Raw genomic sequence first — 24,980 nt, forward strand, 5'->3', positions numbered from 1 at the left:
CCCGGCCGGCTCACCCGGAATCGACCCGGGTCAGTAGCCGTGTTCGTTCAGCCAGAAGTCGGCCAGCGCGACCGCCGAAGCCGACCCGAACTCGATCCCCAGTAGGAGTTCACGCACATCGTCTGTCGTCAGCTCACCGCTGATCCGGTTCACCAGAGCGAGTTGGTCCTCCGTGAGCGAGCCCTTGCGGAACACCGGAACCAGATGTTGCGCGGTGATGGCGTTGTCGTCGTCGTCCAACATCACCATGTCCCCCTCGTGGAGGACCGGATCCGACGAGCGCATCCCACCGACCCCGATCTGACCGGAGCGCAGGGCATCGAGCACGACCCGCGGGTTCGGACCGAGCGCCACCTGGCGGGCGAACACGCAATCGTAGATCTGCGAGATCTCCGTGAACAGCTCGCGGTCGGCGAGCATCTCCGCCCGGGCCCCCATCGTGAACTCACCGCACCGCCCCGCCAGATCCGACATCGTGCTGAGCCCGTGCGTCTCGGAGGTGTTGCGCGAGACCACCAGAGCGGGCTTGTCCTCCGCCGGCGCCGGATCGCCCGCGGTGACGCCCTCCGGGAGGGCCGCCATCATCGCCGGGTAGACCTCATCGGCCGCCACCGCCGGCGAGCCGGGGGCGAACTGACGCAGCAGACTCCCGGTGAACCCGACCGTGAACGTGGCCTCGCCGTTCGCCACGGACTCCACGACCTCAGCCCCGGTGCCGGACTGCGGGCGGGGCTGCACACGCCAGCCCTCGCGAATGAGCGCGTTGCCGTAGATGTATCCGATAACCTCGGCCTCGGCGAACGACGCGGTCTCGATCACCACCACCGGGGCGTCCTCGTGCGCCGGGACGATCGACGACTGCGCCTGGCATCCGGACACCGCGACGCCCGCGACAACCGCCAGCGCAGCCGTCCGCCACCCGGCTCGTCCCCACGTCCGCCGCATCCGACCACGCCCTTCCTCGCGCCGCCCCCGCGTCGGTGCGGGGCGCCTTCGACAGTCCAGTCTCCCAGCCCGAACTCGGCCACGTCACGCCGAGTCCCCGGCGTGCCGATAATGTCGAGGTCGACCAGCAGAAGGAGGGCCGGTGCCCGCACTCCCCCGTCGTCGCCGTCGCGCGTCCGTTTCCCGCGTGGCGTCATCACAGCTCCACACTCGCACCGATCACGCCGTTGTCGACTGCGGGGTCTACGTGGACGGGGCCCGCACTCCCGGCGAGGTCACCTACCTGGATGCGATCCGCCGGGTCCGGTCCGAGGGCCGGGGGTTCGTCTGGCTCGGTCTGCTCGCGCCGGACGCCCACCAGATGGCCTCCCTGGCGAGCGAGTTCGGAATTCACGAGCTCATCACCGAAGACGCCACCAACGGTGCGCAACGCCCGAAACTGGAGGCCTACGAGGACACTCTCGTCCTCAATCTCGCGGCTGTGAAGTACCTGGCGCACGACACGCTGAACGACGTCAGTGCCATCGTCTCCACCGGCGAGGCGATGGTGATCCTGGGCCGCGATTTCGTGGTGACCGTCCGACACGGCGAGTTCGCGGAGCTGGCCGGGATCCGGAGCGAACTGGAGAAGTCGCCGGACAGGCTCGCCCAGGGACCCGCGAGCGTCATGTATGCCGTCGCCGACCGGATGATCGACAGCTACCTCGAGGTCGCGGACGAGATCCGACAGGATGTCGACGAGCTCGAGACCGCGCTCTTCCAACCCCGGGCCGACGTCGACATCGAACAGATCTATCTACTCAAACGCGAGCTACTGGAGCTCAAGCACAACATCTCCCCGCTGACGCGCCCGCTGCAGAGGCTCTCGCTGGATCATCTGGACCTCGTCCCGCGGGACATCCGGCACTACTTCCGCGATGTGCAGGACCACCACGCACGGGCGGTGGCCGAGGTGGCGGTCCTCGACGAGCAGATGACCTCGCTGGTGGGTGCCGCGGTGGCCATGGTCGGGGTACGCCAGAACACCGATATGCGCCGGATCTCGGCGTGGGTGGCGATCGCCGCCGTGCCCACCATGATCGCCGGCGTCTATGGCATGAACTTCGAGAACATGCCGGAGCTGAACATCAGCTACGCCTATTTCCTGGTCCTGGCGATCATGGCCGGGATCTGCGTCGGACTGTTCTGGATATTCCGGAAGAACGACTGGCTCTGATCCCGCGCCGGAGGGTCAGCGGGACATCCCCGGGTTCACCGCCGCGCGTGCCGGATCGGTGACGTCGATCCCGGCCTCCGCCCAGGCCTCCTCCAGTTCGGCCGCGCCCTTCATCCGGACCCAGGCAGCCTCCGTATGGGTGACGGGGACCGCGCGGAACACGGAGACCGACGCCGTCTCACCGGGCAGCTCGACATCCGGGATCTCGGGGGCACGGAGGATCACCGCCGTGAATGCGGCTCCCGGCCAGAGGGGCTCCCCGAGATCGATGAGCGCGCCCTCCGACAGCACCAGCCCCTCGACCGCGGGCGCCGCTGCGAGCACGGACAGCGCCCGGACCAGCCCGTCGACGCCGCCCTGCAGGACCAGACTCAGTTCCGCGCGGGGCGCGGTCGGGTCCGGCACCAGCGCCGAGGGGTCACCCATCGGCTCGGCGGAGCACCCGAGCGAGACGTAGCGGACCAGCCCGGTCTCCACCTCCACGAACCGCAGGACGCGGATCGGGGGCGCGCCGAGGAACGTCACCGACGCCTCCTGCGGCTGTGGGCCGTAGTGCTTCTCGAGATGCGCGCGGACCGACTCCAGTACGCCCGGGGAACCGGGCGGGAAACCACCCGTCATCACTTCATCCCGAACCGCGCGAGTTCATCGCGCACCCGCTCCGCGTTGGCGGGTTCACACAGGACGTCGTACCGGCCGGCGACCAGTTGCTGCGTCGACGCGAAATCCCGCTTACCCCTGGTCGCCGCATACGACAGGGAGGCCGAGACGACACCGAACACCGACCCGCCCACGAGACCGGTCAGCACGACCCCCCACATCGGCTGGGTGAATATCCCGAGCAGCAGGCCCACGAAGAGTCCGAGCCAGGCACCGGTGGCCAGGCCGCCCAGCAGGACCTTGGGCCACGTCAGACGACCGGTCACCCGCTCGACCTGCATCAGATCGACACCGACGATGGTGACCTCGTGGACCGGGAACTCCTCGTCCGCCAGATGGTCGACGGCGGCCTGGGCCTGCTCGTAGGTCGAGTACGAGGCGACAACCCAGCCGGTCGGCGGGGTGGGCAGCCCCGGGGTCCGCCCGCCCCGCGTACCGCCGGTCGTCATGTTCACGCGAGAGGTCATGGAATCTGTCCTTCCGGGGGTCGCCCGTTCGAGGTGGCCTCGTCCGAGACGGTCATCCCGGCCGCGCGGCCGCGCGCGGAGACCACCAGTGCCATCTTACGGCTGGCCTCATCGAGCATCTCGTCGCCGAACATCACCGCGCCGCGGGCGCCCCCCTCTTCGGACGTCGAATGCGCATAGGCCGCGAGGATCCCCTCGGCCTTGTCGAACTCCGCCTGGCGCGGGCTGAAGACCTCGTTGCCCGCGTCCACCTGTGCCGGGTGGAGCACCCACTTGCCGTCGAAACCCAGGGCCGCGGTCCGGGCGGCCGCGCGACGGAATCCCTCCTCGTCGCGCACCTTGAGGAACGGGCCGTCGATCGCCTGCAGCCCGTGTGCCCGCGCCGCGACGAGAATCGACATCAATACATGGTGGTAGGCGTCGCCCGGGGCATAGCCGTCCGGCTGCTCGCCGACCGTCAGGGTCCGCATCCCGACCGACGCCATGAAGTCCGCCGGGCCGAACACCAACGTCAGCACCCGAGGGCTGGCCGTGGCGATCTCGTTGATGTTGGTCAGACCCAGTGCGTCCTCGATCTGGGGCTCGATCCCGATGTGACCGACCGGCAGGCCCGCCGCCTTCTCCACCTGCGAGAGCACCAGGTCGAGGGCGACCACCTCTGACGCGGTACGGACCTTCGGCAGCAGGAGCGCATCGACGTGCGCGCCGGCCCGCCCCACCACCTCGGTGACATCGCGCACCGTGTACTCGGTGTCCCAGGCGTTCACCCGGACCACGACGGTGGGTGCCGCGAACCCTCCCGCCAGCAGCGCCTCCACGACGTTGCCGCGGGCCTCCTCCTTGGCTGGCCCGGCGACGGCGTCCTCGAGATCCAAGAACACCTCGTCCACCTGCAGACCCCTGGCCTTGCCGATCATCTTGACGCTGCTACCCGGGACGGCCAGGACGGTCCGTCGCGGCCGCGAGCGGAGGTCGGCGATAGCGGCCGCCGGATCAGAGGGAACTGGCGTCCTGTGCGAGGCGTCTCTCATCGTGGGTGGCTCTCCCTCAGGTCAGGTTCGGCGTACGGCTGCCGCCGTTCGATGACTAGCCTGGTCCGCATGGCGAACCTCAACAAGGCCTTCGTCGCCAGGCTAGCCGGGCTTCCGGTGATCGGACCTGACGGGGATGACATCGGACGCATTCGTGACGTCGTGGTGACGATGCGATCCGGGCCCAGACCTCCCAGGGTCATCGGACTCGTGGTCGAGCTGCCGACCCGGCGCAGGATCTTCGTCCCCATGCTCCGGGTCGCCTCCATCGATCCCCGGTCCGTGTCGCTGGTGTCCGGAACCATCAACCTGCACCGCTTCCAGTCCCGCCCGGGCGAGAACGTCGTACTGGGTTCCCTCGTCGACTCGATCATCAACGTGGAGACCGACCAGGCGGGTCCGGGGTCGGCCGACGGTTCCGCAGGGTCCGTACGGCACCAGGTCGTCGATGTGGAGATCGAGCGTCAACGCTCGAGGGACTGGCTGGTCTCCCGGGTGGCCGCCCGGGTCCGCCGAGGTCGCACACCACTGAGCCGTCGGGGCCCCGTGTCGATCTATCCGTGGAACCGGATCAGCGGGATGGACGACACGGCAATCGGTGCTCCCGGCCATGGCGCCGAGAGCCTGGTCGAGCAGTTCGCCGACATGCGTCCGGCCGACGTGGCCAACGCACTACGCGAACTGCCGGAGGTCCGACGGCTCGAGGTCGCCCGCACACTCGATGACGAGCGGCTGGCCGACATCCTCCAGGAGCTGCCCCACGACGAGCAGACCGAGATCGTGACCCGTCTCGAACTCGAGCGCGCGGCGGACGTTCTCGAGGCCATGGATCCGGAGGACGCCGCGGACCTCCTCGGCGAGCTCCCCGAGAAGGACGCGGAATCCTTCCTCGAACGGATGAACCCCGAGGACTCCGCACCGGTCCGGATGCTGTTGACGTACGACGCCGACACGGCCGGTGGCCTGATGACGCCGGAGCCGATCGTCCTCACGCCGCAAACGACCGTGGCCGAGGCACTCGCACACTGCCGCAATCCCGATCTCAGTCCGGCGGTGGCCAGTCTCGTCTTTGTCGTCCGACCACCCACCGCCACGCCGACGGGAAAGTACCTGGGCTGTGTGCACATCCAGGCGCTGCTGCGGGAACTGCCGTCGACGATGGTCGCGGAAACCGTCGACACGAGCCTGTCCTCGCTGCGCCCCACGGATTCGGTGGACGCGGTGACCCGCTTCTTCGCCACCTACAACCTCGTGTGCGGGCCCGTCGTGGACGACGAGGGGCATCTCCTCGGCGCCGTGGCAGTGGACGACCTGCTGGATCACCTCCTGCCCGAGGACTGGCGCGATATGGACCTCCACGACGACGGGGAGAAGGATCAGAAGTGACCGAACCATCATCGCGCTCTCCGCTGTCCACGCCGGTCACCTCCCGCCGCCCCCGCATCAGCTTCGATTCCGATGCGGTGGGGCGCTACAGCGAGGCCGTCGCCCGGTTCTTCGGCACCGGCACGTACCTGCTCATCCAGACCGTGGTGGTGATCGTGTGGATCATCATCAACGTCGCCGTGGTGGCGCTTCGTTTCGACCCCTACCCGTTCATCCTGCTCAACCTGGCGTTCTCGACGCAGGCCGCGTACGCCGCCCCGCTCATCCTGCTCGCGCAGAACCGTCAGGAGGACCGGGACAAGTCGGCACTCAAGGAGGACCGGCTCCGGGCCACCCAGACCAAAGCCGACACCGAATTCCTCGCCCGCGAGCTGGCGTCGGTCCGATTGTCGGTCGGCGAGAACGTGACCCGTGACTATCTCCGCCGTGAACTCGACGATCTGCGCGATTCGGTCGAGAGGATCGAGACTCTGCTCGCCGGACTAAACAGTGGCGCAGGTAACACTGTTGACGGTAAAAACGATCCTGATACCAGGGGCCGGGAGTAACGTCGGCCCGGCCGGATGCGCCCGAGGGGGCGAGCATCGTGGGGCGTACAAGTCGCTTGCCGCATCCGCTGAGCAGTAGGGGGAAGTCTTGCGCAAAGTCGCGCAGAACGCTGATCGCAAGGTGCTGACCAGTGCCGCGGTGACCGCGACGGCGATCGCGGTCCTGGCCTCCGTCGGACTGTCGATGGACAACAGCCCACCGGAGGCCCCGGACATCACCCCCCTCGCGGAGTCCGCCCCGCACACCCCCGTCGTCACGGAGAGCCCGGTCACCTCGGAGAACGAGCCGGCCCCCTCCGATGAGCCCGCTCCCGCCCCGGACGACCCCGGCGCCGCACACATCCAGCCGGCGACGATCCCGGACGGCCCCCTCGGCATCCCGGGGATCGCGCTCGACGCCTACCACCGCGCGACCGACCGGTTGAGCGCCGAGCAGCCCGCGTGCGAGATGGATTGGACGGTCCTCGCCGGCATCGGCCAGGTCGAATCCAACCAGGGCCGCGGAAAGTTCGACGTCCACGGGAACACGATCGGCCGCATCGTCGGACCCCGCCTCGACGGTTCCATTCCGGGCACAGCCGTCATCACGGACACCGACGGCGGCCGTTTCGACGGTGACGCCGACTTCGATCGGGCTGTCGGCCCGGTGCAGTTCATCCCGTCGACCTGGGCGCTCCTGGGCCGCGATGGGAACGACGACGGGGTGGCCGACCCCAACAACATCTATGACGGGGCCCTGGCCGCGGCCACCCTGCTGTGCAATCAGGGCGGCTCCATGGCGGACCCGGCAGCACGGACCCGGGCCATCCTGGCCTACAACAACTCGCTGGCCTACGTCGCCAACGTCAACGCCTGGGCCCACGGTTACGCCGTCAACGCGTTCCCGCTCCCGTCCGACCTACCGCCGATCCACCAGCCCAAGCCGACGCACGAGGAGCCAAAACCCCCGGAGAAGTGCCCCGAGGGCTGGGAAGGCACCCCGACCGCAGCCCCCGAGCCGGCCGAGCCGGGCCAGCCGGAGGGTCCGGTCCCCGGATGCACCGAGGTGCCGGGGTCGTCCACTCCTCCGCCGCCGGAGCCGCCGCCGTCGACCCCGGAGCCGTCTGCTCCGCCCGTCGTCGAGGTGCCGGCTCCCCCGGCACCGCCCGCGCCGTTCGCACTTCCCGAGATCGAGTTGCCCTGTATCGCGCCGTTCTGCCCTCCTCCCCCGGCCTGAATCGTCACGGCGTGCCATGACGCCTAGACTCGGGTCATCATGAGTGCACCCAGCGAAGAATCGATCCGCGCCGCGCTGGCCAAGGTCGATGATCCGGAGATCCGTAAGCCGCTCACCGAGCTCGGCATGGTCAAGGGCGTGGAGGTGGATCCCGCCACCGGCAGAGTCGACGTCGGGATCTACCTGACCGTCGCGACGTGTCCCATGCGGGACACCATCACCGACCGCGTCCGGGCCGCGGTGTCCGACGTCCCCGGTGTGGGCGAAGTGGGCGTCGAGCTCGACGTGATGAGCGACGAACAGCGAACGGAGCTGCGTAAGCACCTTCGCGGCGACGCCGCCGAGCCCGTCATCCCGTTCGCCCAGCCCGGCAACCTCACCCGCGTCTACGCGGTCGCCTCCGGCAAGGGCGGCGTGGGCAAGTCCACCGCGACGGTCAACCTCGCCACGGCCCTCGCCGAGCGTGGACTGTCGGTCGGCGTCCTCGACGCGGACATCTACGGCCACTCGATCCCCCGGATGCTGGGGACGGACGCCCGCCCGACCCAGGTCGAGCAGATGATCCTGCCGCCGGTCGCGCACGACGTGAAGGTGATCTCGATCGCCCAGTTCACCAAGGGCAACACCCCGGTGGTCTGGCGCGGCCCCATGCTCCACCGCGCGCTCCAGCAGTTCCTGGCCGACGTCTACTGGGGAGACCTGGACGTCCTGCTCATGGACCTGCCGCCCGGCACCGGTGACGTGGCGATCTCCATCGCGCAGCTCATCCCGTCCGCGGAGATCCTCGTCGTGACGACCCCGCAGCAGGCGGCCGCCGAGGTCGCCGAGCGGGCCGGGTCGATCGCGCTGCAGACCCGTCAGCGAATCGCCGGCGTCATCGAGAACATGTCCTGGCTCGAACTCCCGGACGGGACCCGGATGGACGTCTTCGGCAGTGGTGGCGGAGCGGAGGTGGCGGCCAATCTGTCCCGCTCCGTCGGCGCGACGGTCAAGCTGCTCGGCCAGGTCCCCCTGGAACAGGCCGTGCGCGAGCACGGCGACGAGGGCACCCCGATCGTTCTCGCCGCGCCGGACTCCCCCGCCGGCAAGGCCTACCTGGAGATCGCCGACGGCCTCGCGGTGCGCCCCCGCGGCCTCGCCGGCATGAACCTCGGGATCGACACCACCCGCCACCTCTGACATCCGAGGCCGGGGCGGGCCGCAGCAGAGCGGCCCGCCCCGGGCGGACCGCAGCAGAGTCAGTGCGACACCTGGGTTCAGGTCGCGTCGTCCCAGTTCGTCGCGCCGCTCGGCGATGACGGAGCGGGTGCCGCCGTGGAACTCGTACCGGAAGCCGACTGCGGCTTGGTGGGCCGCGGCGCGGTTCCCGAGGTCGAGCCGGTGGCCGAAGGGCCGGTGGTGGCCGGGCCGGTGACCGCGGGGCCGGCCGCCACCGCGCCCCCGGCGGGCGCCGCGGCGTCGAAGTTGCCGGAGAACAACGAATCGTCGCCATCGAGCAGATGCTTGGTGACCATCGCCCGCGGGCTCAGTCCACGCAGTTCGTTGAGCTGCTGGAGTGGCTCCTTGAACTCGTCGAAATCCGCTCCGTAGTCGTCCTTGAGCTGCTGCTGGGCGTTGCCCGCGAACTCCTTGACCTTGCGGATCGCGGAGGCGAGCCACCGGGCGGCCTCCGGCAACCGTTCAGGCCCCAGGACCACCAGCGCGACAACGCCGAGCACCAGTAGCTCGGACCACCCCACGTTCGTGAACATATCGCTGTCGAGGATACGTCGTCCGGCGCGTCCACGGGAGTGAGACGTCGCCCACGGGGGCGGCGGTCAGCCCAGCACCGGACGGACGGTCAGTTCGACGCGGCTCCCGTCACGGACGACCTCGACCGGGACGTCGTCGTCCGCCCCGGCGCGCCGCACCGCGACCACCAGCTCGTCGGACGATCGCACCGGGCGGTCACCGACCTTGGTCACCACGTCGCCCTCCCTGAGTCCGCCCTCCTGGGCGGCCGAGCCGTCGCGGACGTTCACGATCTCGGCGCCCTCGACCGATCCGTTGTCGGCCTTACGCGCGTTGACCCCGATCGTGGCGTGCTGGACGGCGCCCTCCGTCATCAAGGAGGTCGCGATGTCACGGACGTCGTTGACGGGAATGGCGAAGCCGAGCCCGATGGATCCGCCCGATTGCGTGAAGATCGAGGTGTTGATGCCGATGACGGCGCCGGTGCCGTCGATGAGCGGACCGCCGGAGTTGCCCGGGTTGATGGCCGCGTCGGTCTGGATGGCGTCGATCACCACGTCGCCGTCCGAGGTGGACTCGCCGAGAGCGATCGGTCGCTGGGTGGCCGAGACGATGCCCTCGGTGACCGTCCGCACCAATCCGAGCGGGGAGCCGATCGCGATCACCTGTTCGCCCACCTCGACGCTGTCCGAGTCGCCCAGTGCGGCGACGGTGAGGTTCTCCACCCCCTCGACCTTGAGAACGGCCAGGTCGGTGGCGGGGTCGCGTCCCACCATCTCGGCGGGGGCGCGGGAGCCGTCGGAGAACACGACGTCGATGTCCGCGCGGTCGGTCGCCCCGTCCATGGTGACGACGTGGTTGTTGGTGACGATGTAGCCCTGCGGGTCGATCACGATGCCGGACCCCTCGCCGCGCGCGGACGGGGAGGAGACCTGGATGTTCACCACCGCCGGCTGAACCCGCTGGGCCACCTCGCCGACGGTGTTGCCGGGCCCCGCCACGGTGTCCGGGGCGTCGGCGATGCGCACCGTCGAGGTGGTGAGGACGCGCGCGGAATCCGCGACGACGGCGCCGATGGCACCGCCGACAAGGGCGACGACGGCGACGAGGGCAGCCGCACCGGCCAGTGCCTGCCGGCTCAGTCGACGTTCGAAAAGCGCCTCGGACAGGGTGAGACGGGGAGCCGGGGCGGTATCCGTGCGCGTGAGGTCCACGGGCGCGGGGTCCCGTTCCTCCTGCACGGCCGGCGCGCCGAAGCCCACCGGTGCGTTCGGATCCCTCCACGGGTCCGGCTGCGGGGGCGGCGGCGTGGCGACCTCGTCCTGCCAGGACGGGTGGCGCTCGATGCCCCGCCCGGCCCCGGGCGTCGGACCGAAAGCCTGGGCCAGCGCCGGGTCCTCCACGCGCGGTGCGGCGGCCTCTGTCGGCACCTCCGCGCCGGAACCACCGCCGGATCCGGTCGCCCCGCCGCCCGGGCGTCCGGGGGCGAACCCCCCGGTGACGCCGACGGGGCGGGAGAAACGCGCGGCGACGTCCTCGTCGACTCTCGGACGATCGATAGGGGCGGGCTCGCGCAGGGGGCGGTCGGGGTCCTCGCCTCGTCCCGCGCTCGCGGGCACGCCAGTCAGATCCTCCACCCGGCCCACCCTAGTGGCCGGGGCGGCGGAGTCGGCGCAGCAGCCTCGACCACGGCCCGCCGCGATCGGGCTCGACTGACGCCGCCGGGTGCCCCGGCGCCCGCTGCGGTGTCATCTCGCCCCGGCGGTCGGCCTCCGCCCGGCGGCCCTCGTCCTCCAGGGACCTCAGGCGGTCACGGAGGTCGCTGGGCATGCGGATGGGCCCGGATCCGCGTAGGGCGCGACGGGCCTCGCGCTGATCGTCGACCTCGCGACGGCACTGGTCACACAACGCGAGGTGGGCGTCGGCACGGTTCTGGCCGGCCTGCGGCAGCCGGCCGTCGACGTACGCGGCGGCGGCCTCCGTGGACAGATGGTCGGTGGACAGGAAGGTCCGGCGGGGCCGCGGCGGGCCGGTGCGGTCGGCCACCCGCCGGGCTGCCTCCTGGGAGAGCGTGAACTCGGGAGCGGGCTTGCGTCCGGAATGCCGTTCGTCCACCGGTCACCCTCCTGCCACGTGGTCACTCCGGGGCCGCCGTGACCCCGTCGGAAAGACCAACGTCCGGGGTCCCCTCGGGGTTCCCCGGACAGCCCGCTTCGCCGGCGTCCCGGCCGCGGCCGCGACCTCAGTCGATCCGGCTGTGTACTCCGGTGACCCCGGCCGCCTCGAGTTCGGCGCGGAGCGCGGCTCGACCACGGTGGATCCGGCTGCGCACGGTCCCCATCTTCACGCCGAGGATCCTGCCGACCTCCTCGTAGCTGAGATCCTCGATGTCGCTGAGGACGACCGCGGCGCGGAACTCGGGCGACAGATTCGCCAACGCCGTCTGCAGGACCGGATCGAACGACTCCTCCGACAGGACCTGCTCCGGACTGCGTTCCCGGCCCGGCACCCGCTCCGCGTCCTCGGGCAGCGCCTCGAAACGGATCCGACCGCGCCGCCGCGCGAGGTCCAGGAACAGGTTGGTGACGATCCGGTGCATCCAGCCCTCGAACGTGCCGGGCTTGTACTTGTCCAGCGACCGGAAGACCCGGATGAACGCCTCCTGGGTGATGTCCTCGGCGTCGTGCGCGTTGCCACACAGACGGAAGGCGAGGCGGTACACGCGGTCACCGTGCTGCGCCACGAGCTCGGACCAGGACGGCATATCTGCCGCGTCGCCGGTGCTGTCGAACCGTGCCGTACCCACGATCGCGTCTCGATCCGCCTCGGGGGCGATCGCTGTCCCGTGGACGGTTCGTGAGTACATTCGGCCACCTTCCGGCGCAGACCCGGTGCATCCTGCGCGGTGTTCGACGCACCCTCGTGGTGCGACGGTGCCCACCCTCCCTCATAGAGCTGTCCTGACGGTATACCCGCACTGAGATGTGGCTGAGAGTCTCATACCGATCCGATCACCGCGCGTTGCACGCCGTTCGTCACTGCTCGCCGGATACGCTGCTCACGTGTCCGATTCAGCTGATGTCCCCGCCAACCGTTCCGGACTCGACGGAATCGCGCGCCGCGGCGCCGATCTCGTCGACGACTCCCTCTACGCCCCCGCCCGTGCCGAGGCGGACGAGCTGGGAGCTGCGTCACCGGACGCGTTGACGGCCGAGGCCATCCGGCTCGTGGCCCGTCTGACCGGCGCCCGTGCCGCGGTGTGCCTCTCCCCCGCGCCCGGCGTACCCGCACTGGCGATCCTCGCCGCGGCGGGCCCCCGTGGCGGCACGGTGGTCACGTGCATCACCGACGACCCCCATCACCTAGACGCCGCCCGGTCGGCGGTCCGTTCGGCGGGCCACCCGTCGTCCGCGGCGAGGTATATCGCGGCCCGCCCGCTCGAGGTCGCCGACAAACTGGCCGACGGCGCCTACGACCTGGTCGTCGCGGATGTCCCCCAGCACTCGGTGTCGCGCGTGGTCTCGCGCTCCCATCAGCTCCTACGCGCGGGCGGCGCGCTGGTGTTGATCGGTGAGCACGCGCCACTCCCCGAGGACGCCGAGCTGCCGGAGCACGCCCACGTGACGGTCCTGCCGGTGGGCACCGGGCTGACCGTCGTCACACTCTGATCCGACCCGCGGGGCGGCACAGCGCCCATGGCCGGTACAGCTAGTCCTCCAGCGACGTGGTGGTGTTCTTGGCGACGCTCACGACGCCGCCCGCGCTGACCGGGAAGCGGCGACGATCGCGCTCGCGGTCCACACCGATGAGGTCGCCGTCACCGATGTGACAGTTCTTGTCGACGATCGCCTTGCGGACCACGGCGCCGCGGCCGATCCTCGCCCCCGGCAGCAGGACGCTCCCCTCGACCACCGCGCCGTCCTCGACGATGACGTTGTTCGACACCACCGAGTTCCGCACCGTCGCGGCCGAGATGATGGTGCCCGAACCCACCATCGATTCCTGGGACATCCCCCCGTTGACGAACTTCGCCGGCGGGAGATTGTCCTGCTGGGTACGGATGGGCCACAGGTAGTTGTAGAGATTGAAGACCGGATGGACGGACACCAGGTCCCTGTGCGCGTCGTAGAACGCGTCGATCGTTCCCACGTCCCGCCAGTAGCCGCGGTCCCTGTCGGTCTCCCCCGGGACCCGGTTCCTGGCGAAGTCGTACACGTAGGCCCGCTCCTGCTCGACGAGCGCGGGGATGATGTCGCCGCCCATGTCGTGCGAGGAATCCGGCTTCTCCGCGTCCGCCCTGAGCGCCTCGATGAGCGCCTCGGTGGTGAAGATGTAGTTGCCCATCGACGCGAACGTCGCGTCCGGGTCGTCCGGGGTCCCCGGCGGATCGGCGGGCTTCTCCACCCAGCCCCGGATCAGGTCGTCCTCGCCCGCGTCGATGCAGCCGAACGCGAAGGCCTCGCTGCGCGGTACCCGGATCCCCGCCACGGTCACCGCGGCGCCGGTGGCGACGTGCTGATCGAGCATCTGGCGTGGGTCCATCCGGTACACGTGATCGGCGCCGAAAACCATGATGTGATCCGGCCGCTCGTCATACACGAGGTTCAGGGACTGCAGGATCGCGTCGGCCGAGCCCGTGTACCACCGGGGCCCGAGTCGCTGCTGCGCGGGGACCGGGGTGATGTACTCGCCACCCATACCGCTCATGTGCCACACCTGCGAGATGTGGCGATCGAGTGAATGCGACTTGTACTGGGTCAGCACGCAGATCCGCATGAATCCGGCGTTGACGAGGTTGCTCAGCACGAAATCGATCAGTCGGTACGACCCACCGAACGGCACGGCTGGCTTCGCCCGGTCCGCGGTGAGCGGGAAGAGGCGCTTGCCCTCGCCGCCGGCGAGGACGATTGCTAGGACGTGCGGCTGGTTCCTCACGCCTCTACCGTAACCGTGTCGGGCGGATCAACGCGGGGCATCGAGGGCATTGCCCCCTCCTCGCACCGGCTGGCCACCGCGGTGTCGGACGGTGTTCACCGGGGCCGGGACGGGAAGGCTCCCCAGCGGCTAGGTTGGCGTCTGTGCGAGTAGCGATGATGACGAGGGAATATCCGCCGGAGGTCTACGGTGGAGCCGGCGTCCATGTGACCGAGCTGGTGTCCACGCTGCGGCCTCTCTGCGAGGTCGACGTGCTGTGCATGGGCGCGGACCGGGCCACGGCGCGCGCGTTCCGGCCGGACCCCGAGCTCGGTCCGGACGCCAACCCCGCGATCCGGACCCTGTCCGCGGGACTGCGGATGTGCGTCGGCGCCGAGGGCGCGGACATCGTGCACTCCCACACGTGGTACACCGGCCTGGCCGGGCACCTGGCCGGTGAGCTGTACGGGATCCCCCACGTGGTCTCGGCACATTCGCTCGAGCCCAGCCGCCCCTGGAAGGCGGAGCAGCTGGGTGGCGGATACCGGGTGTCGTCGTGGTCCGAGCGCACCGCCTTCGCAGGCGCGGACGCGGTGGTGGCCGTGAGCGCCCGGATGAAGGACGAGATCCTCCGCGTCTACCCTGAGATCGACCCGGATCGTATCCACGTGATCCTCAACGGCATCGACACCACGGAATGGGCCCCGGTCGAGCCCTTCACCGGCCCCGATTCGGTGCTGCGCCGCCATGGGGTGGACCCGGACCGCCCGATCGTCGCGTTCGTCGGCCGCATCACCCGCCAGAAGGGCGTGCCCCACCTGGTGCGGGCCGCCCGGGACTTCCACCCGGATGCCCAGTTGGTGCTGTGCGCCGGCGCGCCGGACACCCCGGAGATCGCCGCCGAGATGGAAAGTCTGGTCGCCGAGCTCCAGTCCGGCCGCGACGGGATCTTCTGGCTGCGGGACATGCTGCCGCGGAACGAGGTGATCGAGATCCTCTCGGCGGCGACGGTCTTCGCCTGCCCGTCCGTGTACGAACCGCTGGGCATCGTCAACCTGGAGGCGATGGCCTGCCGGGCCGCGGTCGTGGCGTCCGACGTCGGCGGGATCCCCGAGGTCGTGGTGGACGGTGAGACCGGCACCCTCGTGCACTACGACGACACCGAGCCCGAGGCGTTCGAAGCCGGGTTCGCCGCAGCCGTCAACGACCTGATAGCGGACCGGGACAAGGCGACCCGCTTCGGACTGGCGGGGCAGGAGCGCGCCCGCACCAGATTCTCCTGGCAGGCGATCGCGGAACAGACGCACCAGCTCTACGCGTCTCTACTGCGCTGATCGCACCGGGTGGAAGGTCCTGACCTCGACGTGCACACGCACCTCGCGGTCGCCGCCGCCGAGGCGTTGCTCGAGTCCGCCGCGGTCCAGGTGCACGCCGCTGGGCCCCATGAGCGCGAGATCCACGGCCACGGAGCCGGGCACCTGCGCGGTGAAGTCCACGACATGAGCCGCACCGGGTGCGAAATAGCCGGCCAGTCCGGCTTCGAGCCGGTCCGCCTTGCCCGCCTCCGGCGTGAGCATCCCGGCGTGCGAACGAAGCGGCTCCAGGTGCCCCGGGCCGGGGCCCGCCACGACCAGGACCCCGCCGGGGGCGAGCACCCGCGCGAACTCCGCGGCGTTCCTCGGCGCGAACACGACCTGCACCACGTCCACGGAATCGTCGGCCACGGGCAGCCCGTCCCATGTGTCCGCGACCAGGGCGGCGATGTCCGCGTCGGCTCTGGCGAGCCGTCGCGCGGCGGCGACGGAGATCTCGGTGCCGATGCCCAATGGTGCGGCGGCGTCGCCCTCCCCGCCACGGCCAGCGCCACCGCTGTGATCGCCCCCGCTGTCATCGCCACCGCGATCGCCGCGGAGCGTCGACAGGACCTGCTCGAGGTAGAAGCCGGTCCCCGCGCCGGCCTCGAGGACCACGGGCCCGGCGCCGCGGTCCTCTCGATCCGCCCGGCCGATCGCCTCGCCTGCGACCCGGCCGAGCAGCGTGGCCAGCGGATCGAGGACACCGGAAACCAGCACCCGCTCCCGGGACAGGACCTGATCGGCGGTGTCCCCGACGAACCGTCTTCCGCGGAGGCCGAAGAGCGTGAGCTGGCCCTGGCGGGCCCGATCGAACGCATGCCCGGAATCGCAGCGCACCCCGGTGACCGGGCCGGGCGTCCCGGGACCGGCCGACTCAACCTCGACCGCCGTGAGCGGCTCCCCGCACAGCGGGCACCGCAACAGCGGGATCGCTCGCCGGAGCGCCCGAGACGCCGGGCTCACGCGCGTGGCCGGTCCGCGAGATCCCGCAGGAAGCCGATCAACGTCCGGGTGGCGAACCCCGTCGCGACCGGCCCGACCTCGTCGATCTCCTCCGGGGACCGCGCGGGGCCGGCGATGTCCAGGTGCACCCAGGGTCGCCCGTCCACGAATCCCTCGAGGAACAGCGCCGCGGTGATCGCGCCCGGCCCCCTGGGCGCCTGGCGACGGTCGGCGATCTCCGAGCGGACCGCCGGGCGCAGATCGTCCGGCAGCGGCAGCCGCCACCACCGCTCCCCCGCCCCCGCGCCGGCGTCGGCGATGCGCTCGGCGAGGTCGTCATCCGTTGCCATCACGGCTCCCGTGCGCATTCCCAGCGCGACCTTCATCGCCCCGGTCAGCGTGGCGACATCCACCACGACATCCGGATCGGATTCCGAGATCCCGTAGGCGAGGCCGTCGGCGAGGACCATGCGGCCCTCGGCGTCGGTGTTGGTGACCTCGGAGGTGATCCCCCCGACGTGGGTGACCACATCGCCGGGCCGGTATGCCGACCCCGAGAGCATGTTCTCCGCGGACGGCACCACCACGGTCAGGTCCAGATCCGCGCGCACGGGGTCGGAGCCGGCCGCGCAGAACGCCTCGGCGGCCGCGACGACCGCCGCTGATCCGGCCATATCGGTGCGCATGAGATGCATGCCCTCGGCGGGTTTGACCGAGATCCCGCCGGTGTCGAAGGTGATGCCCTTGCCCACGAGCAGGACCCTGGGCCCGGGGCCGGGGCGACGTGCGACGAGCACCCGAGGCGCCGCGTCGGATCCGCCACCTACCGCGAGTACTCCCCCGAAGCCGCCGGCCTCGAGGGCCGCGCCCTCGAGGACCCTGGTCTGCATCCCCGCCGCCTCGAGCAACTCCGACATCCGGGTCACGAGCCACTCGGGGGTCTTCAGGTCCGAGGGTGCGCCGGCGAGATCTCGGGCCAGCGCGGTGGCGCGGGCCGCCTCGCGAGCAGCTGCGACGGCCCGGTGGACGTGGTTGGCGGTGGCGGCGGTGTCGTCGTCGTGGCCACTACCGGCCCCACGGTCTGATCGGCCGGCCGCCACCCGGGCGGTGTCCACCCGCACCACCAACTCCGGCGCCACCGGCGCCGGATCCGCGGCGAAGGTGTCCTGACCGCGCGCGCCGAGCAGGTACCCCAGGACCAGGTCGCCGACACGATCGGGCGACACCTCGTCCGGCACGTCCACCACCACCGGGGCCGCGGACCGCGCATCCCGCAGATGTCGCGCCAACGCCGCACCGGCACGGCGGTGGCCGAGCCCGTGATCGACCGCGCCGGCCCAGCCCGCCCGGGGAGGCTCGTCGGCGAGCTCGACCGCGATCACCGCACGCCCCTCGTGCACCTCCGCACGAACCTCGTCCGTGCGCCCGCGCGGCGCGCGGCCTCGCTCAGCGGCACGCGTGATCACGGGCGTGGCGTCCTCGGGCGCGGCGCCGGAGACCACACGAACCGCGGGCAGCGGGCGGCCCGGGAGGGGACGGTCGATCGCGCCGCGGCCGGACGCCGGGTGGACGGGGTGGCAGCGACTGGGATCAGCGGACATCAGGGAACCCTCCGGACATATGAGTCGGCGCATCCGCCACGAGGGTCGGATGCGCCGGGATCGGTGGACGTGCGATTACGAGGTGGCCTCCGCCAGCTCCACGCTCAGCGACTTGGCCTCATCGGGGGTCAGCTCGACGACAAGTCGTCCGCCGCCCTCGAGCGGGACGCGCATGATGATCGCACGGCCCTCCTTGGCCGCCTCGATCGGTCCGTCACCCGTCCTGGGCTTCATAGCCGCCATCAGGTCGATTCCCTTCGTCCTTGTCCGCGAGGCGACACTGCGAGGCAGCGCCTGACCCACGATCGGTACCGCTAGTGGATACCGACGATTCTAGCGTGTTCCGCGTTACCCGGACGCCGGAGTCGGTCGACCGTCCGACCGCCGGGACGAGGCGTCGGTCACGCCGGCCTGCCCGAGACGGGCCCGCAGCTCATCGATCTCACGCGCCGCCTGTTCCAGAGCCCAGTCGACCTCCGCCATCGTGTAGCCCCGGGCGGACATCCCGAAACGCACCGAGCGCAGATCGTCACCGGCGATCGGTCCCTCCGGCAAGGAGGTGATCGTGTGCCCCTTCTCCACCGCCGGGAGCACCTCGGATCGGCCGAACAGCACCACGGACAGCGCGAACAGCGCCGCCGCGATGATGAGGGTGACCACCACGTAGATGACGACGGTGAGCATGGCCTGGGTTCCCTCCTCCGGCAGGCGCGCCTCGTCAGGTGGCGGGCCCTGTTCGACTGCGAGTCTGGCACATCGGCTCAGGCCAGCCCGCGCACCGTCCGGGCCGGTGGGCGGGTGCCGACGATCGAGGCGACCATCTCGAGCGTGCGCAGGGTGCCGGGCACGTCGTGGGTGCGGAACACCCGGGCACCGCCGTACGCCGCCACCGCCGTGGCCGCGAGGGTACCCTCGCCGCGGTTGTCGACGTCCGTGTCGAGGGTCTCGCCGATGAAATCCTTGTTGCTCAGCGCCATCAGCACGGGGTGGCCCACGGCGACGATCTCGTCGAGGCGACGCAGCAGTTCGAGACCGTGGAAGGTGTTCTTCCCGAAGTCGTGCGTGGGGTCGATGAGCACCCCGTCCGCGGGGACCCCGGCCGCGAGCGCCCGATCGGCGGCCGCGGTGAGCTCCCCCACCACGTCCCGGACCACATCCTCGTACCCGACCCGGAACGGACGCGTCCGCGGCACCGCCCCGCCGGTGTGCGAGCACACGAATCCCGCCCCCGCCTCGCCCGCGGCGGTGAGGACACCGGGATCGTGCCCGGCCCAGGTGTCGTTCACCAGATCCGCGCCCGACGCGACCGCACGACGGGCGACCGCACCGCGCCACGTGTCGACCGAGATGAGCACGTCCGGATGCCGCCGCCGCACCTGTTCGAGGAACGGGACGACCCTGCGGGTCTCCTCCTCGGCGTCGACCATGTCGCCGGGCCCGGCTTTGACCCCACCGATGTCGAGGATGTCCGCCCCGGCGGCCACCACCTCGTCGACCCGCCGCATCGCCGCCGTGTCGGTGAACGTGGCGCCGCGGTCGTAGAACGAGTCGGGTGTGCGGTTGACGATCGCCATCACCAGCGGGCGCTCGATCGGCACCGCGCGACCGCAGAGGGTCGGTAGCGGAGCCGGGACGGGACGCGTCACCGACGACCCCCGCAGGCGTCGAGGGCGGCGTCCAGGTCGTCGCGGACCACGAGACAGTCGAAGGCCTCCTCGTGGACCAGACCCTGCTCGGCCAGGTTTGCGACCCAGTCCAGCAGCGGTGTGTAGAAGCCGATCGGGTCGTAGAGGACCACCGGCTTGTAGTGGAAGCCGAGGGAGGCCGAGGTCCACATCTCGAACATCTCCTCCATGGTGCCGATGCCGCCGGGGAGGGTGAGGAACGCGTCGGAGCGCTCCTCCATCTCGCGCTTGCGTTCCCGCATGGAAGTGACGACGACGAGCTCGTCGGCCGACGTGTCCGCCACCTCGCGGACCCGCAGCCCCTCGGGGATCACCCCGACCGTGCGCGCGCCGCCGGCGCGGGCCGCCTCGGCGAGCGCACCCATCATCGAGACGTTGCCGCCGCCGGAGACCAGCGACCAGCCACGGCGGGCGATCGCGTCGCCCACGTCGGTGGCGATCTCCAGGAGCTTCGGATCGTAGGACGACGAGGCGCAGTAGACGCAGACCCTCCGGCCCGGGACGGGTGACATCAGCGCTCGGTCCCCCGGTGCTCCTCGCCGTACAGGTCCTCCCGCTGTTCCGCGGTCACCGCCGCGCGCTCGTGCGCGTCCCGGATGTACTCGACGGTCTCGGACACCGAGTCTGTCACCAGGAACAGGTCCGCGTCTGGGGCGGAGATCATGCCGTGCTCGACGAGCGTGCCCCGGATCCAGTCGACTAGTGGGGTCCAGAAGTCCACGCCCAGCAACACGATCGGGAACCGGGTGATCTTGTCGGTCTGGACCAGCGTGATGGCCTCGAAGAACTCATCGAGGGTCCCGAAGCCCCCGGGGGTGCAGACGAACGCCTGCGTGTACTTGACGAACATCGTCTTGCGGATGAAGAAATACCGGAAGTGCAGGCCGAGGTCCACCCACCTGTTTAGTCCCTGCTCCATCGGTAGCTCGATCCCCAGGCCCACGGACCGGCCGTTGGCCTCCCAGGCGCCCTTGTTCGCGGCCTCCATCTGCCCGGGACCGCCGCCGGTGACCACGGCGTACCCGGCCTCGGTGAGCGCCCTGCCCAGCTCGACCGCCTGCTCGTACACGGAATCGCCCGGGCGGGTACGGGCCGAGCCGAACACGCTGACGGCGTCCGGCAGCTCGGCCAGCGCGCCGAATCCGTTGACGAACTCGCTCTGGATCCGCAACACCCGCCACGGGTCCGTATGCAGCCAGTCGGTGTCCTGGTTCTGGTCGAGCAGGCGCTGATCCGTGGTCGTCCGCTCGTCACCCTTCTGGCGGCGGACGAGCACGGGGCCGCGCAGGTGCACGGGGTCGGTGGGGGCCATGAGTCTTGAAACTCCTTCAGGTGTGTGGGGCGCGCCCGGCGTCCCGGTGTGCAGGGTGGGCGCGGGTTCAGCCGGTCATGGTGAGGTAGGCGCGGAGAGTGGCGGCCACCTCGGTGATCTGCTCGGCAGGACAGTGTTCGTCCCGTGTGTGGGCCAGGCCCGGATCGCCCGGACCGAGGTTGACGGCGGGGATGCCCAGGGCTGCGAAGCGGGACACGTCCGTCCAGCCGTACTTGGCGCGCACCCTACCGCCCGCCGCCTTCACGAGATCCGCGGCCGCGGGCGCGGACAGTCCCGGCAGCGCACCCGGCGAGAGGTCGGTCAGCTCCCAGGACAGGCCGGGCCCGGTGAGCGGCTCCTGCCCGTCCGGCACCCGGGGAAGGCCGGTGAGGCCGAGCGCGTCGAGAGCATGGGCCAGGGCGGCGTCCGCGTCGCGATCGGGGGCCGAACGGAAATTGACGTCGAGCCACGCCTCGTCCGGCACGGTGTTCCCGGCGACGCCTGCCGACATCCGAACCGCCTGGAGCCCCTCCCGGTAGACGCAGCCGTCGATGTCCACCGAGCGCGCCGCGTAGCTCGACACCGCGTCGAGCACGGGCGCCAGACGGTGCACGGCGTTGTCCCCCAACCAACTACGGGCGGAATGCGCCCGCACCCCGCGGGCGTGGACCCGGATCCGTAGCGTGCCCTGACAGCCGGCCTCGATCAGGCCACCCGTCGGTTCCCCGAGGATCGCCACGTCGCCGGCCAGCCACTCGCGGTGAGTGCGTTCGAGGAACCCCAGCCCGTTGGCCGTGGCCTCGATCTCCTCGCAGTCGTACATCACCAGCGTGAGGTCGTGCGCGAGTGCGGGTGAATCGGCGAGCGTGGCGAACAGGTGCAGGAACACCGCGTCGCCCGATTTCATGTCGACGGCGCCGCACCCGTGCAGAACCCGCTCCGTCCCGTCTCCGGTCACCCGGCACGGCACGTTGTCCGCGATCGGGACGGTGTCGAGGTGCCCGGCCAGCACGACCCGGGTCGGCAGACCTCGATCCGTGCGGGCCAGCACCCGGTTGCCGTCCCGGAGGACCTCGATCCGCCCCGCCGCCGGGCCCGTGAACGCGTCGACGGTGGAGACCAACGATGCGTGGACGATCCCGGCGATCCGGTCCTCCCCCCGGGACGGGCTGGGGACGTCGACCAGGGCACGGGTGAGGTCGATCGGGTCGGAGGTCAGATCGAGGACGTCGGTCACGGCGTCCACCTTAGATGCCCGTCACCGGTGCGCGTCGGGGGTGACGATTAGCATGGCACCATGAGTGCACACGGAGCCGTCGCGACCGGAATCGCCACCCTGACGTCCGACCACACGGTCCTCGACGTCTGGTACCCGCAGCCCGAGCTGGGGGTCGCCGCCGCCAGCGGTCACCGGGTCCTCTCCGGCGCCGAGGTCCCCGCCGAGCTCGCCGCCCTGACCGGGCCGGATGCCGACCGCGGCGTCGAGCGCGTCGCGGTGCGGGTCGAGATCGCAGACCTCACCGAGCCTCCGGCCGACGCGTACGACGCGTACCTGCGTCTGCACCTCATCAGCCACCGTCTGATCAGGCCGCACTTCGCCAACATGGACGGACTGTTCGGCACCCTGACCAACGTGGTGTGGACCAACTTCGGTCCCTGCGCGGTCCAGGGCTTCGAGATCGTCCGCGCCAGGCTCCGCGCCCGGGGCGCGGTGACCGTCCACGGCATCGACAAGTTCCCGCGGATGGTGGATTACGTGGTGCCGTCCGGCGTGCGTATCGCCGACGCGGACCGTGTCCGTCTCGGTGCCCACCTGGCCGAGGGCACGACGGTCATGCACGAGGGCTTCGTCAACTTCAACGCCGGGACCCTCGGCGCCTCGATGGTCGAGGGGCGCATCTCGGCCGGCGTCGTGGTGGGCGCGGATTCCGACGTGGGCGGCGGCGCCTCGATCATGGGCACCCTCTCCGGAGGCGGCACGGAGACCATCTCGATCGGCGAGCGCTGCCTGCTCGGTGCCAATGCCGGCGTCGGCATCTCGCTCGGCGACGACTGCGTGGTCGAGGCCGGCCTGTACGTCACCGCCGGCACCAAAGTCGAGATCCGGGCCGGTGCCTGGGCGGACAACGAGCCGGTCAAGGCCGGCCAGCTCTCCGGCCGGGACAACCTGCTGTTCCGCCGCAACTCGATCTCCGGCGCGGTCGAGGCCGTGCCGTGGAAGCGCGAGGGCGTCGCGCTCAACGCGGAGCTGCACGCCAACTGAGGGTCCCCGCGCCGGCCCGGGCCCGCGCGAGCCGATCGCCGTGGGCGGGGCCGGGAACCAGGCATCGACAAGAGCGTTCCGCACGCATCGGTCGAGCAGAAGGTGTGCGGAACGCTCTTGTCGATGAGGGGCTGTCGATGAGGGGGCGCGCGGGTGGGCAGCGGCGGAGCGGGGGCCGGAGAGCGGCTGAGCGGCGACCGGGCAGCGCGGCCCGGCCGGGTCAGGCCAGGCGACGGACCGCCTCGGCGATGGTCGCGTCCGTGGCCGTGAGGGCGATGCGGACGTGCCGGGCGCCGCGCGGGCCGTAGAACTCGCCGGGCGCCACGAGCACTCCACGCTCGGCGAACCAGTCCGCGGTGTCGCGGCAGGGCTCGTCGCGGGTCGCCCAGAGGTACAGTCCGGCCTCCGAGTCGTCGATCCGGAAGCCCGCCGCCTCGACGGCCGGGAGCAGCCGCTCCCGGCGGACGCGGTAGCGCTCGCGCTGCTCGGCCGTATGGGCGTCGTCGACGAGTGCCGCCGCCATGGCCGACTGGATCGGTAGCGGCATCATCAGCCCGGAGTGCTTGCGCACCTCGAGCAGCTCGGCCACCAGCGCGGGGTCGCCGGCCACGAACCCCGCCCGGTACGAGGCCAGGTTGGAGGTCTTGGACAGCGAGTGCAGTGCGAGCAGCCCGGTGTGGTCGCCGTCGGAGACCCGCGGGTCGAGGATCGAGGGCGCCCGGCCCTCCCACACCAGCCCGAGGTAGCACTCGTCCGAGGCCACGATCACGCCCCGTTCGCGTGCCCAGCCCACGACCTTGCGCAGGTGCTCGACGCCGAGGACCTTGCCGGTCGGATTGGACGGCGAGTTGAGGAACAGCAGGTGCGGCGTGGACGGGCCGAGCTGGGTGAGCGAGTCGGCGCGGACGACGGTGCATCCGGCGAGCAGCGAGCCGACCTCGTACGTCGGGTACGCCACCTCCGGGATCACGACCGTGTGGCCCGCGCCCAGTCCCAGCTGGGCGGGCAGTCCGGCGATGAGCTCCTTGGTCCCGATCGCGGGCAGGACCGCGTCCGGGGTCAGGCCGGTGACCCCATGGCGCCGCGCCATGGAGTCGACGACGGCCCGGCGCAGCGCGGGGGTCCCGGCCGTCGTCGGGTACCCGGACTGTGCGGAGTCCGCGGCCAGAGCGTCCCTGATGACCGGCGCCACGTGATCGACGGGCGTGCCGACCGTGAGGTCGACAAGCCCGTCGGGGTGCGCCGAGGCGCGGGCCCGGGTCTCTGCGAGGGTGTCCCACGGGAACACCGGCAGAACCCGCCCGGGCGGCCGGCGCTCCGGGCGTGGTGCCACCCGGATCACTCCTGGTTCATAGGAGGCAAGGCCTTCACGAACGGGACGTCGTAGTCCACCTTGCCCACCTTGGCGGCACCACCCGGCGACCCCAGCTCCACGAAGAAGTCGGCGTTGGCCGCGTTGTACTCGGTCCACTCGTCCGGGACGTCATCCTCGTAGAAGATGGCCTCCACGGGGCAGACCGGCTCACACGCGCCACAATCGACACACTCGTCGGGGTGGATGTAGAGCATCCGGCCACCCTCGTAGATGCAGTCGACAGGACACTCCTCGACGCACGACTTGTCCATCACGTCGACGCACGGCTCTGCGATCGTGTAGGTCACGTCAGCCACCTTCCTCGTAGCGGTATCACCAGTATCGTAAGCCACC

27 protein-coding genes are annotated in these 24,980 nt (G+C 70.9%); 8 read left to right on the plus strand and 19 right to left on the minus strand.

The genetic code is table 11. The features are described 5' to 3' along the window. Nucleotides 1-30 precede the first annotated feature (30 nt). On the minus strand, nucleotides 31-945 hold the full coding sequence (locus ACWIFB_RS04540; RefSeq protein WP_454057472.1) for a glycine betaine ABC transporter substrate-binding protein: 915 nt from the start codon (nucleotides 943-945) through the stop codon (nucleotides 31-33). A gap of 142 nt (nucleotides 946-1,087) precedes the next feature. Here ACWIFB_RS04540 and ACWIFB_RS04545 point away from each other — a divergent pair, with 142 nt between their 5' ends. After that, entirely contained in the window at nucleotides 1,088-2,161 is a 1,074-nt protein-coding gene (locus ACWIFB_RS04545; RefSeq protein WP_454057473.1) for a magnesium and cobalt transport protein CorA, read from the plus strand. A 15-nt stretch (nucleotides 2,162-2,176) separates the two neighbouring features. Here the strand turns inward: ACWIFB_RS04545 and ACWIFB_RS04550 are convergent, their stop codons facing one another. Genes ACWIFB_RS04550 through ACWIFB_RS04560 form a run of 3 tightly spaced genes read right to left on the minus strand, consistent with a single transcriptional unit; the run spans nucleotide 2,177 to nucleotide 4,319 of the window. Beyond that, complete coding sequence (locus ACWIFB_RS04550; protein WP_452100003.1) at nucleotides 2,177-2,782, minus strand: suppressor of fused domain protein; 606 nt, start codon at nucleotides 2,780-2,782, stop codon at nucleotides 2,177-2,179. Then, nucleotides 2,782-3,288 (minus strand): general stress protein, encoded by a 507-nt coding sequence (locus ACWIFB_RS04555; RefSeq protein ID WP_452100004.1) that lies wholly within the window; start codon nucleotides 3,286-3,288, stop codon nucleotides 2,782-2,784. Before ACWIFB_RS04555 ends, ACWIFB_RS04550 begins: the two co-directional genes overlap by 1 nt. Next, on the minus strand, nucleotides 3,285-4,319 hold the full coding sequence (locus tag ACWIFB_RS04560) for an HpcH/HpaI aldolase/citrate lyase family protein (protein ID WP_454057474.1): 1,035 nt from the start codon (nucleotides 4,317-4,319) through the stop codon (nucleotides 3,285-3,287). Before ACWIFB_RS04560 ends, ACWIFB_RS04555 begins: the two co-directional genes overlap by 4 nt. 69 nt (nucleotides 4,320-4,388) lie before the next feature. Here ACWIFB_RS04560 and ACWIFB_RS04565 point away from each other — a divergent pair, with 69 nt between their 5' ends. The 4 genes from ACWIFB_RS04565 (at nucleotide 4,389) to ACWIFB_RS04580 (ending at nucleotide 8,648) form a co-directional block, all read left to right on the plus strand. Beyond that, a complete protein-coding gene (locus ACWIFB_RS04565) occupies nucleotides 4,389-5,705 on the plus strand; it encodes a magnesium transporter MgtE N-terminal domain-containing protein (RefSeq protein ID WP_344993332.1) in 1,317 nt (438 codons plus the stop codon). Further along, nucleotides 5,702-6,253, plus strand: a complete 552-nt coding sequence (locus ACWIFB_RS04570) for a DUF1003 domain-containing protein (protein ID WP_452100006.1) — start codon at nucleotides 5,702-5,704, stop codon at nucleotides 6,251-6,253. The genes ACWIFB_RS04565 and ACWIFB_RS04570 overlap by 4 nt, the downstream gene beginning before the upstream one ends. Nucleotides 6,254-6,341: 88 nt before the next feature. Beyond that, complete coding sequence (locus tag ACWIFB_RS04575) at nucleotides 6,342-7,469, plus strand: lytic transglycosylase domain-containing protein (RefSeq protein ID WP_454057475.1); 1,128 nt, start codon at nucleotides 6,342-6,344, stop codon at nucleotides 7,467-7,469. Between the two features lie 39 nt (nucleotides 7,470-7,508). Beyond that, nucleotides 7,509-8,648 (plus strand): Mrp/NBP35 family ATP-binding protein, encoded by a 1,140-nt coding sequence (locus ACWIFB_RS04580; protein ID WP_230930408.1) that lies wholly within the window; start codon nucleotides 7,509-7,511, stop codon nucleotides 8,646-8,648. 77 nt (nucleotides 8,649-8,725) lie between these two features. Here ACWIFB_RS04580 and tatB read toward each other — a convergent pair whose 3' ends face one another. From tatB to sigE, 4 genes are all read right to left on the minus strand, one after another. Next, a complete protein-coding gene (tatB, locus tag ACWIFB_RS04585; RefSeq protein ID WP_452100008.1) occupies nucleotides 8,726-9,220 on the minus strand; it encodes a Sec-independent protein translocase protein TatB in 495 nt (164 codons plus the stop codon). Nucleotides 9,221-9,286: 66 nt separating this feature from the next. Beyond that, nucleotides 9,287-10,837 (minus strand): S1C family serine protease, encoded by a 1,551-nt coding sequence (locus tag ACWIFB_RS04590; RefSeq protein WP_454057476.1) that lies wholly within the window; start codon nucleotides 10,835-10,837, stop codon nucleotides 9,287-9,289. A gap of 10 nt (nucleotides 10,838-10,847) precedes the next feature. Beyond that, nucleotides 10,848-11,315, minus strand: a complete 468-nt coding sequence (locus ACWIFB_RS04595; RefSeq protein WP_452100010.1) for an anti-sigma factor family protein — start codon at nucleotides 11,313-11,315, stop codon at nucleotides 10,848-10,850. A gap of 127 nt (nucleotides 11,316-11,442) precedes the next feature. Continuing rightward, a complete protein-coding gene (gene sigE / locus ACWIFB_RS04600) occupies nucleotides 11,443-12,066 on the minus strand; it encodes an RNA polymerase sigma factor SigE (protein ID WP_344993352.1) in 624 nt (207 codons plus the stop codon). 196 nt (nucleotides 12,067-12,262) lie between these two features. Here sigE and ACWIFB_RS04605 point away from each other — a divergent pair, with 196 nt between their 5' ends. Then, nucleotides 12,263-12,868, plus strand: coding sequence for an O-methyltransferase (locus tag ACWIFB_RS04605; protein WP_454057477.1), 606 nt, complete (start codon nucleotides 12,263-12,265; stop codon nucleotides 12,866-12,868). Nucleotides 12,869-12,908: 40 nt separating this feature from the next. On the opposite strand, the gene glgC is transcribed toward ACWIFB_RS04605, so the two are convergent. Continuing rightward, nucleotides 12,909-14,135 (minus strand): glucose-1-phosphate adenylyltransferase, encoded by a 1,227-nt coding sequence (gene glgC, locus ACWIFB_RS04610; RefSeq protein WP_452100011.1) that lies wholly within the window; start codon nucleotides 14,133-14,135, stop codon nucleotides 12,909-12,911. Nucleotides 14,136-14,278: 143 nt separating this feature from the next. Here glgC and glgA point away from each other — a divergent pair, with 143 nt between their 5' ends. After that, nucleotides 14,279-15,448, plus strand: coding sequence for a glycogen synthase (glgA, locus tag ACWIFB_RS04615; RefSeq protein WP_452100012.1), 1,170 nt, complete (start codon nucleotides 14,279-14,281; stop codon nucleotides 15,446-15,448). Here glgA and ACWIFB_RS04620 read toward each other — a convergent pair. The 8 genes from ACWIFB_RS04620 to dapE all read right to left on the minus strand — a co-directional run bounded on the left by ACWIFB_RS04620 (nucleotide 15,437) and on the right by dapE (nucleotide 22,246). After that, nucleotides 15,437-16,432 (minus strand): methyltransferase type 11, encoded by a 996-nt coding sequence (locus ACWIFB_RS04620; RefSeq protein ID WP_454057478.1) that lies wholly within the window; start codon nucleotides 16,430-16,432, stop codon nucleotides 15,437-15,439. The two genes, glgA and ACWIFB_RS04620, sit on opposite strands and share 12 nt — an antisense overlap. Further along, nucleotides 16,429-18,012: a leucyl aminopeptidase family protein gene (locus ACWIFB_RS04625; protein ID WP_454057479.1), complete on the minus strand. Its 1,584-nt coding sequence runs from the start codon at nucleotides 18,010-18,012 to the stop codon at nucleotides 16,429-16,431. Before ACWIFB_RS04625 ends, ACWIFB_RS04620 begins: the two co-directional genes overlap by 4 nt. A 75-nt stretch (nucleotides 18,013-18,087) precedes the next feature. Further along, on the minus strand, nucleotides 18,088-18,255 hold the full coding sequence (locus ACWIFB_RS04630; RefSeq protein ID WP_230930417.1) for a DUF3117 domain-containing protein: 168 nt from the start codon (nucleotides 18,253-18,255) through the stop codon (nucleotides 18,088-18,090). A 105-nt stretch (nucleotides 18,256-18,360) separates the two neighbouring features. Then, nucleotides 18,361-18,696: a DivIVA domain-containing protein gene (locus ACWIFB_RS04635; RefSeq protein ID WP_454057480.1), complete on the minus strand. Its 336-nt coding sequence runs from the start codon at nucleotides 18,694-18,696 to the stop codon at nucleotides 18,361-18,363. Nucleotides 18,697-18,773: 77 nt separating this feature from the next. Beyond that, on the minus strand, nucleotides 18,774-19,586 hold the full coding sequence (folP, locus tag ACWIFB_RS04640; protein ID WP_452100024.1) for a dihydropteroate synthase: 813 nt from the start codon (nucleotides 19,584-19,586) through the stop codon (nucleotides 18,774-18,776). 68 nt (nucleotides 19,587-19,654) lie between these two features. Then, nucleotides 19,655-20,209 (minus strand): LOG family protein, encoded by a 555-nt coding sequence (locus ACWIFB_RS04645; protein WP_452100016.1) that lies wholly within the window; start codon nucleotides 20,207-20,209, stop codon nucleotides 19,655-19,657. Beyond that, nucleotides 20,209-21,009 carry an LOG family protein gene (locus ACWIFB_RS04650; RefSeq protein ID WP_454057481.1) on the minus strand — a complete coding sequence of 267 codons (801 nt, stop codon included), beginning with the start codon at nucleotides 21,007-21,009 and terminating at the stop codon, nucleotides 20,209-20,211. Before ACWIFB_RS04650 ends, ACWIFB_RS04645 begins: the two co-directional genes overlap by 1 nt. 67 nt (nucleotides 21,010-21,076) lie before the next feature. Then, on the minus strand, nucleotides 21,077-22,246 hold the full coding sequence (gene dapE / locus ACWIFB_RS04655) for a succinyl-diaminopimelate desuccinylase (RefSeq protein ID WP_454057482.1): 1,170 nt from the start codon (nucleotides 22,244-22,246) through the stop codon (nucleotides 21,077-21,079). 60 nt (nucleotides 22,247-22,306) lie between these two features. Here dapE and dapD point away from each other — a divergent pair, with 60 nt between their 5' ends. After that, on the plus strand, nucleotides 22,307-23,272 hold the full coding sequence (gene dapD, locus ACWIFB_RS04660; protein WP_454057483.1) for a 2,3,4,5-tetrahydropyridine-2,6-dicarboxylate N-succinyltransferase: 966 nt from the start codon (nucleotides 22,307-22,309) through the stop codon (nucleotides 23,270-23,272). A gap of 220 nt (nucleotides 23,273-23,492) precedes the next feature. Here dapD and dapC read toward each other — a convergent pair whose 3' ends face one another. Beyond that, nucleotides 23,493-24,605: a succinyldiaminopimelate transaminase gene (gene dapC, locus ACWIFB_RS04665; RefSeq protein WP_452100702.1), complete on the minus strand. Its 1,113-nt coding sequence runs from the start codon at nucleotides 24,603-24,605 to the stop codon at nucleotides 23,493-23,495. 5 nt (nucleotides 24,606-24,610) lie between these two features. After that, nucleotides 24,611-24,934: a ferredoxin gene (gene fdxA, locus ACWIFB_RS04670; RefSeq protein WP_063972054.1), complete on the minus strand. Its 324-nt coding sequence runs from the start codon at nucleotides 24,932-24,934 to the stop codon at nucleotides 24,611-24,613. Nucleotides 24,935-24,980 lie beyond the last annotated feature (46 nt).

It is taken from the genome of Dietzia sp. NPDC055340 (assembly GCF_053645335.1).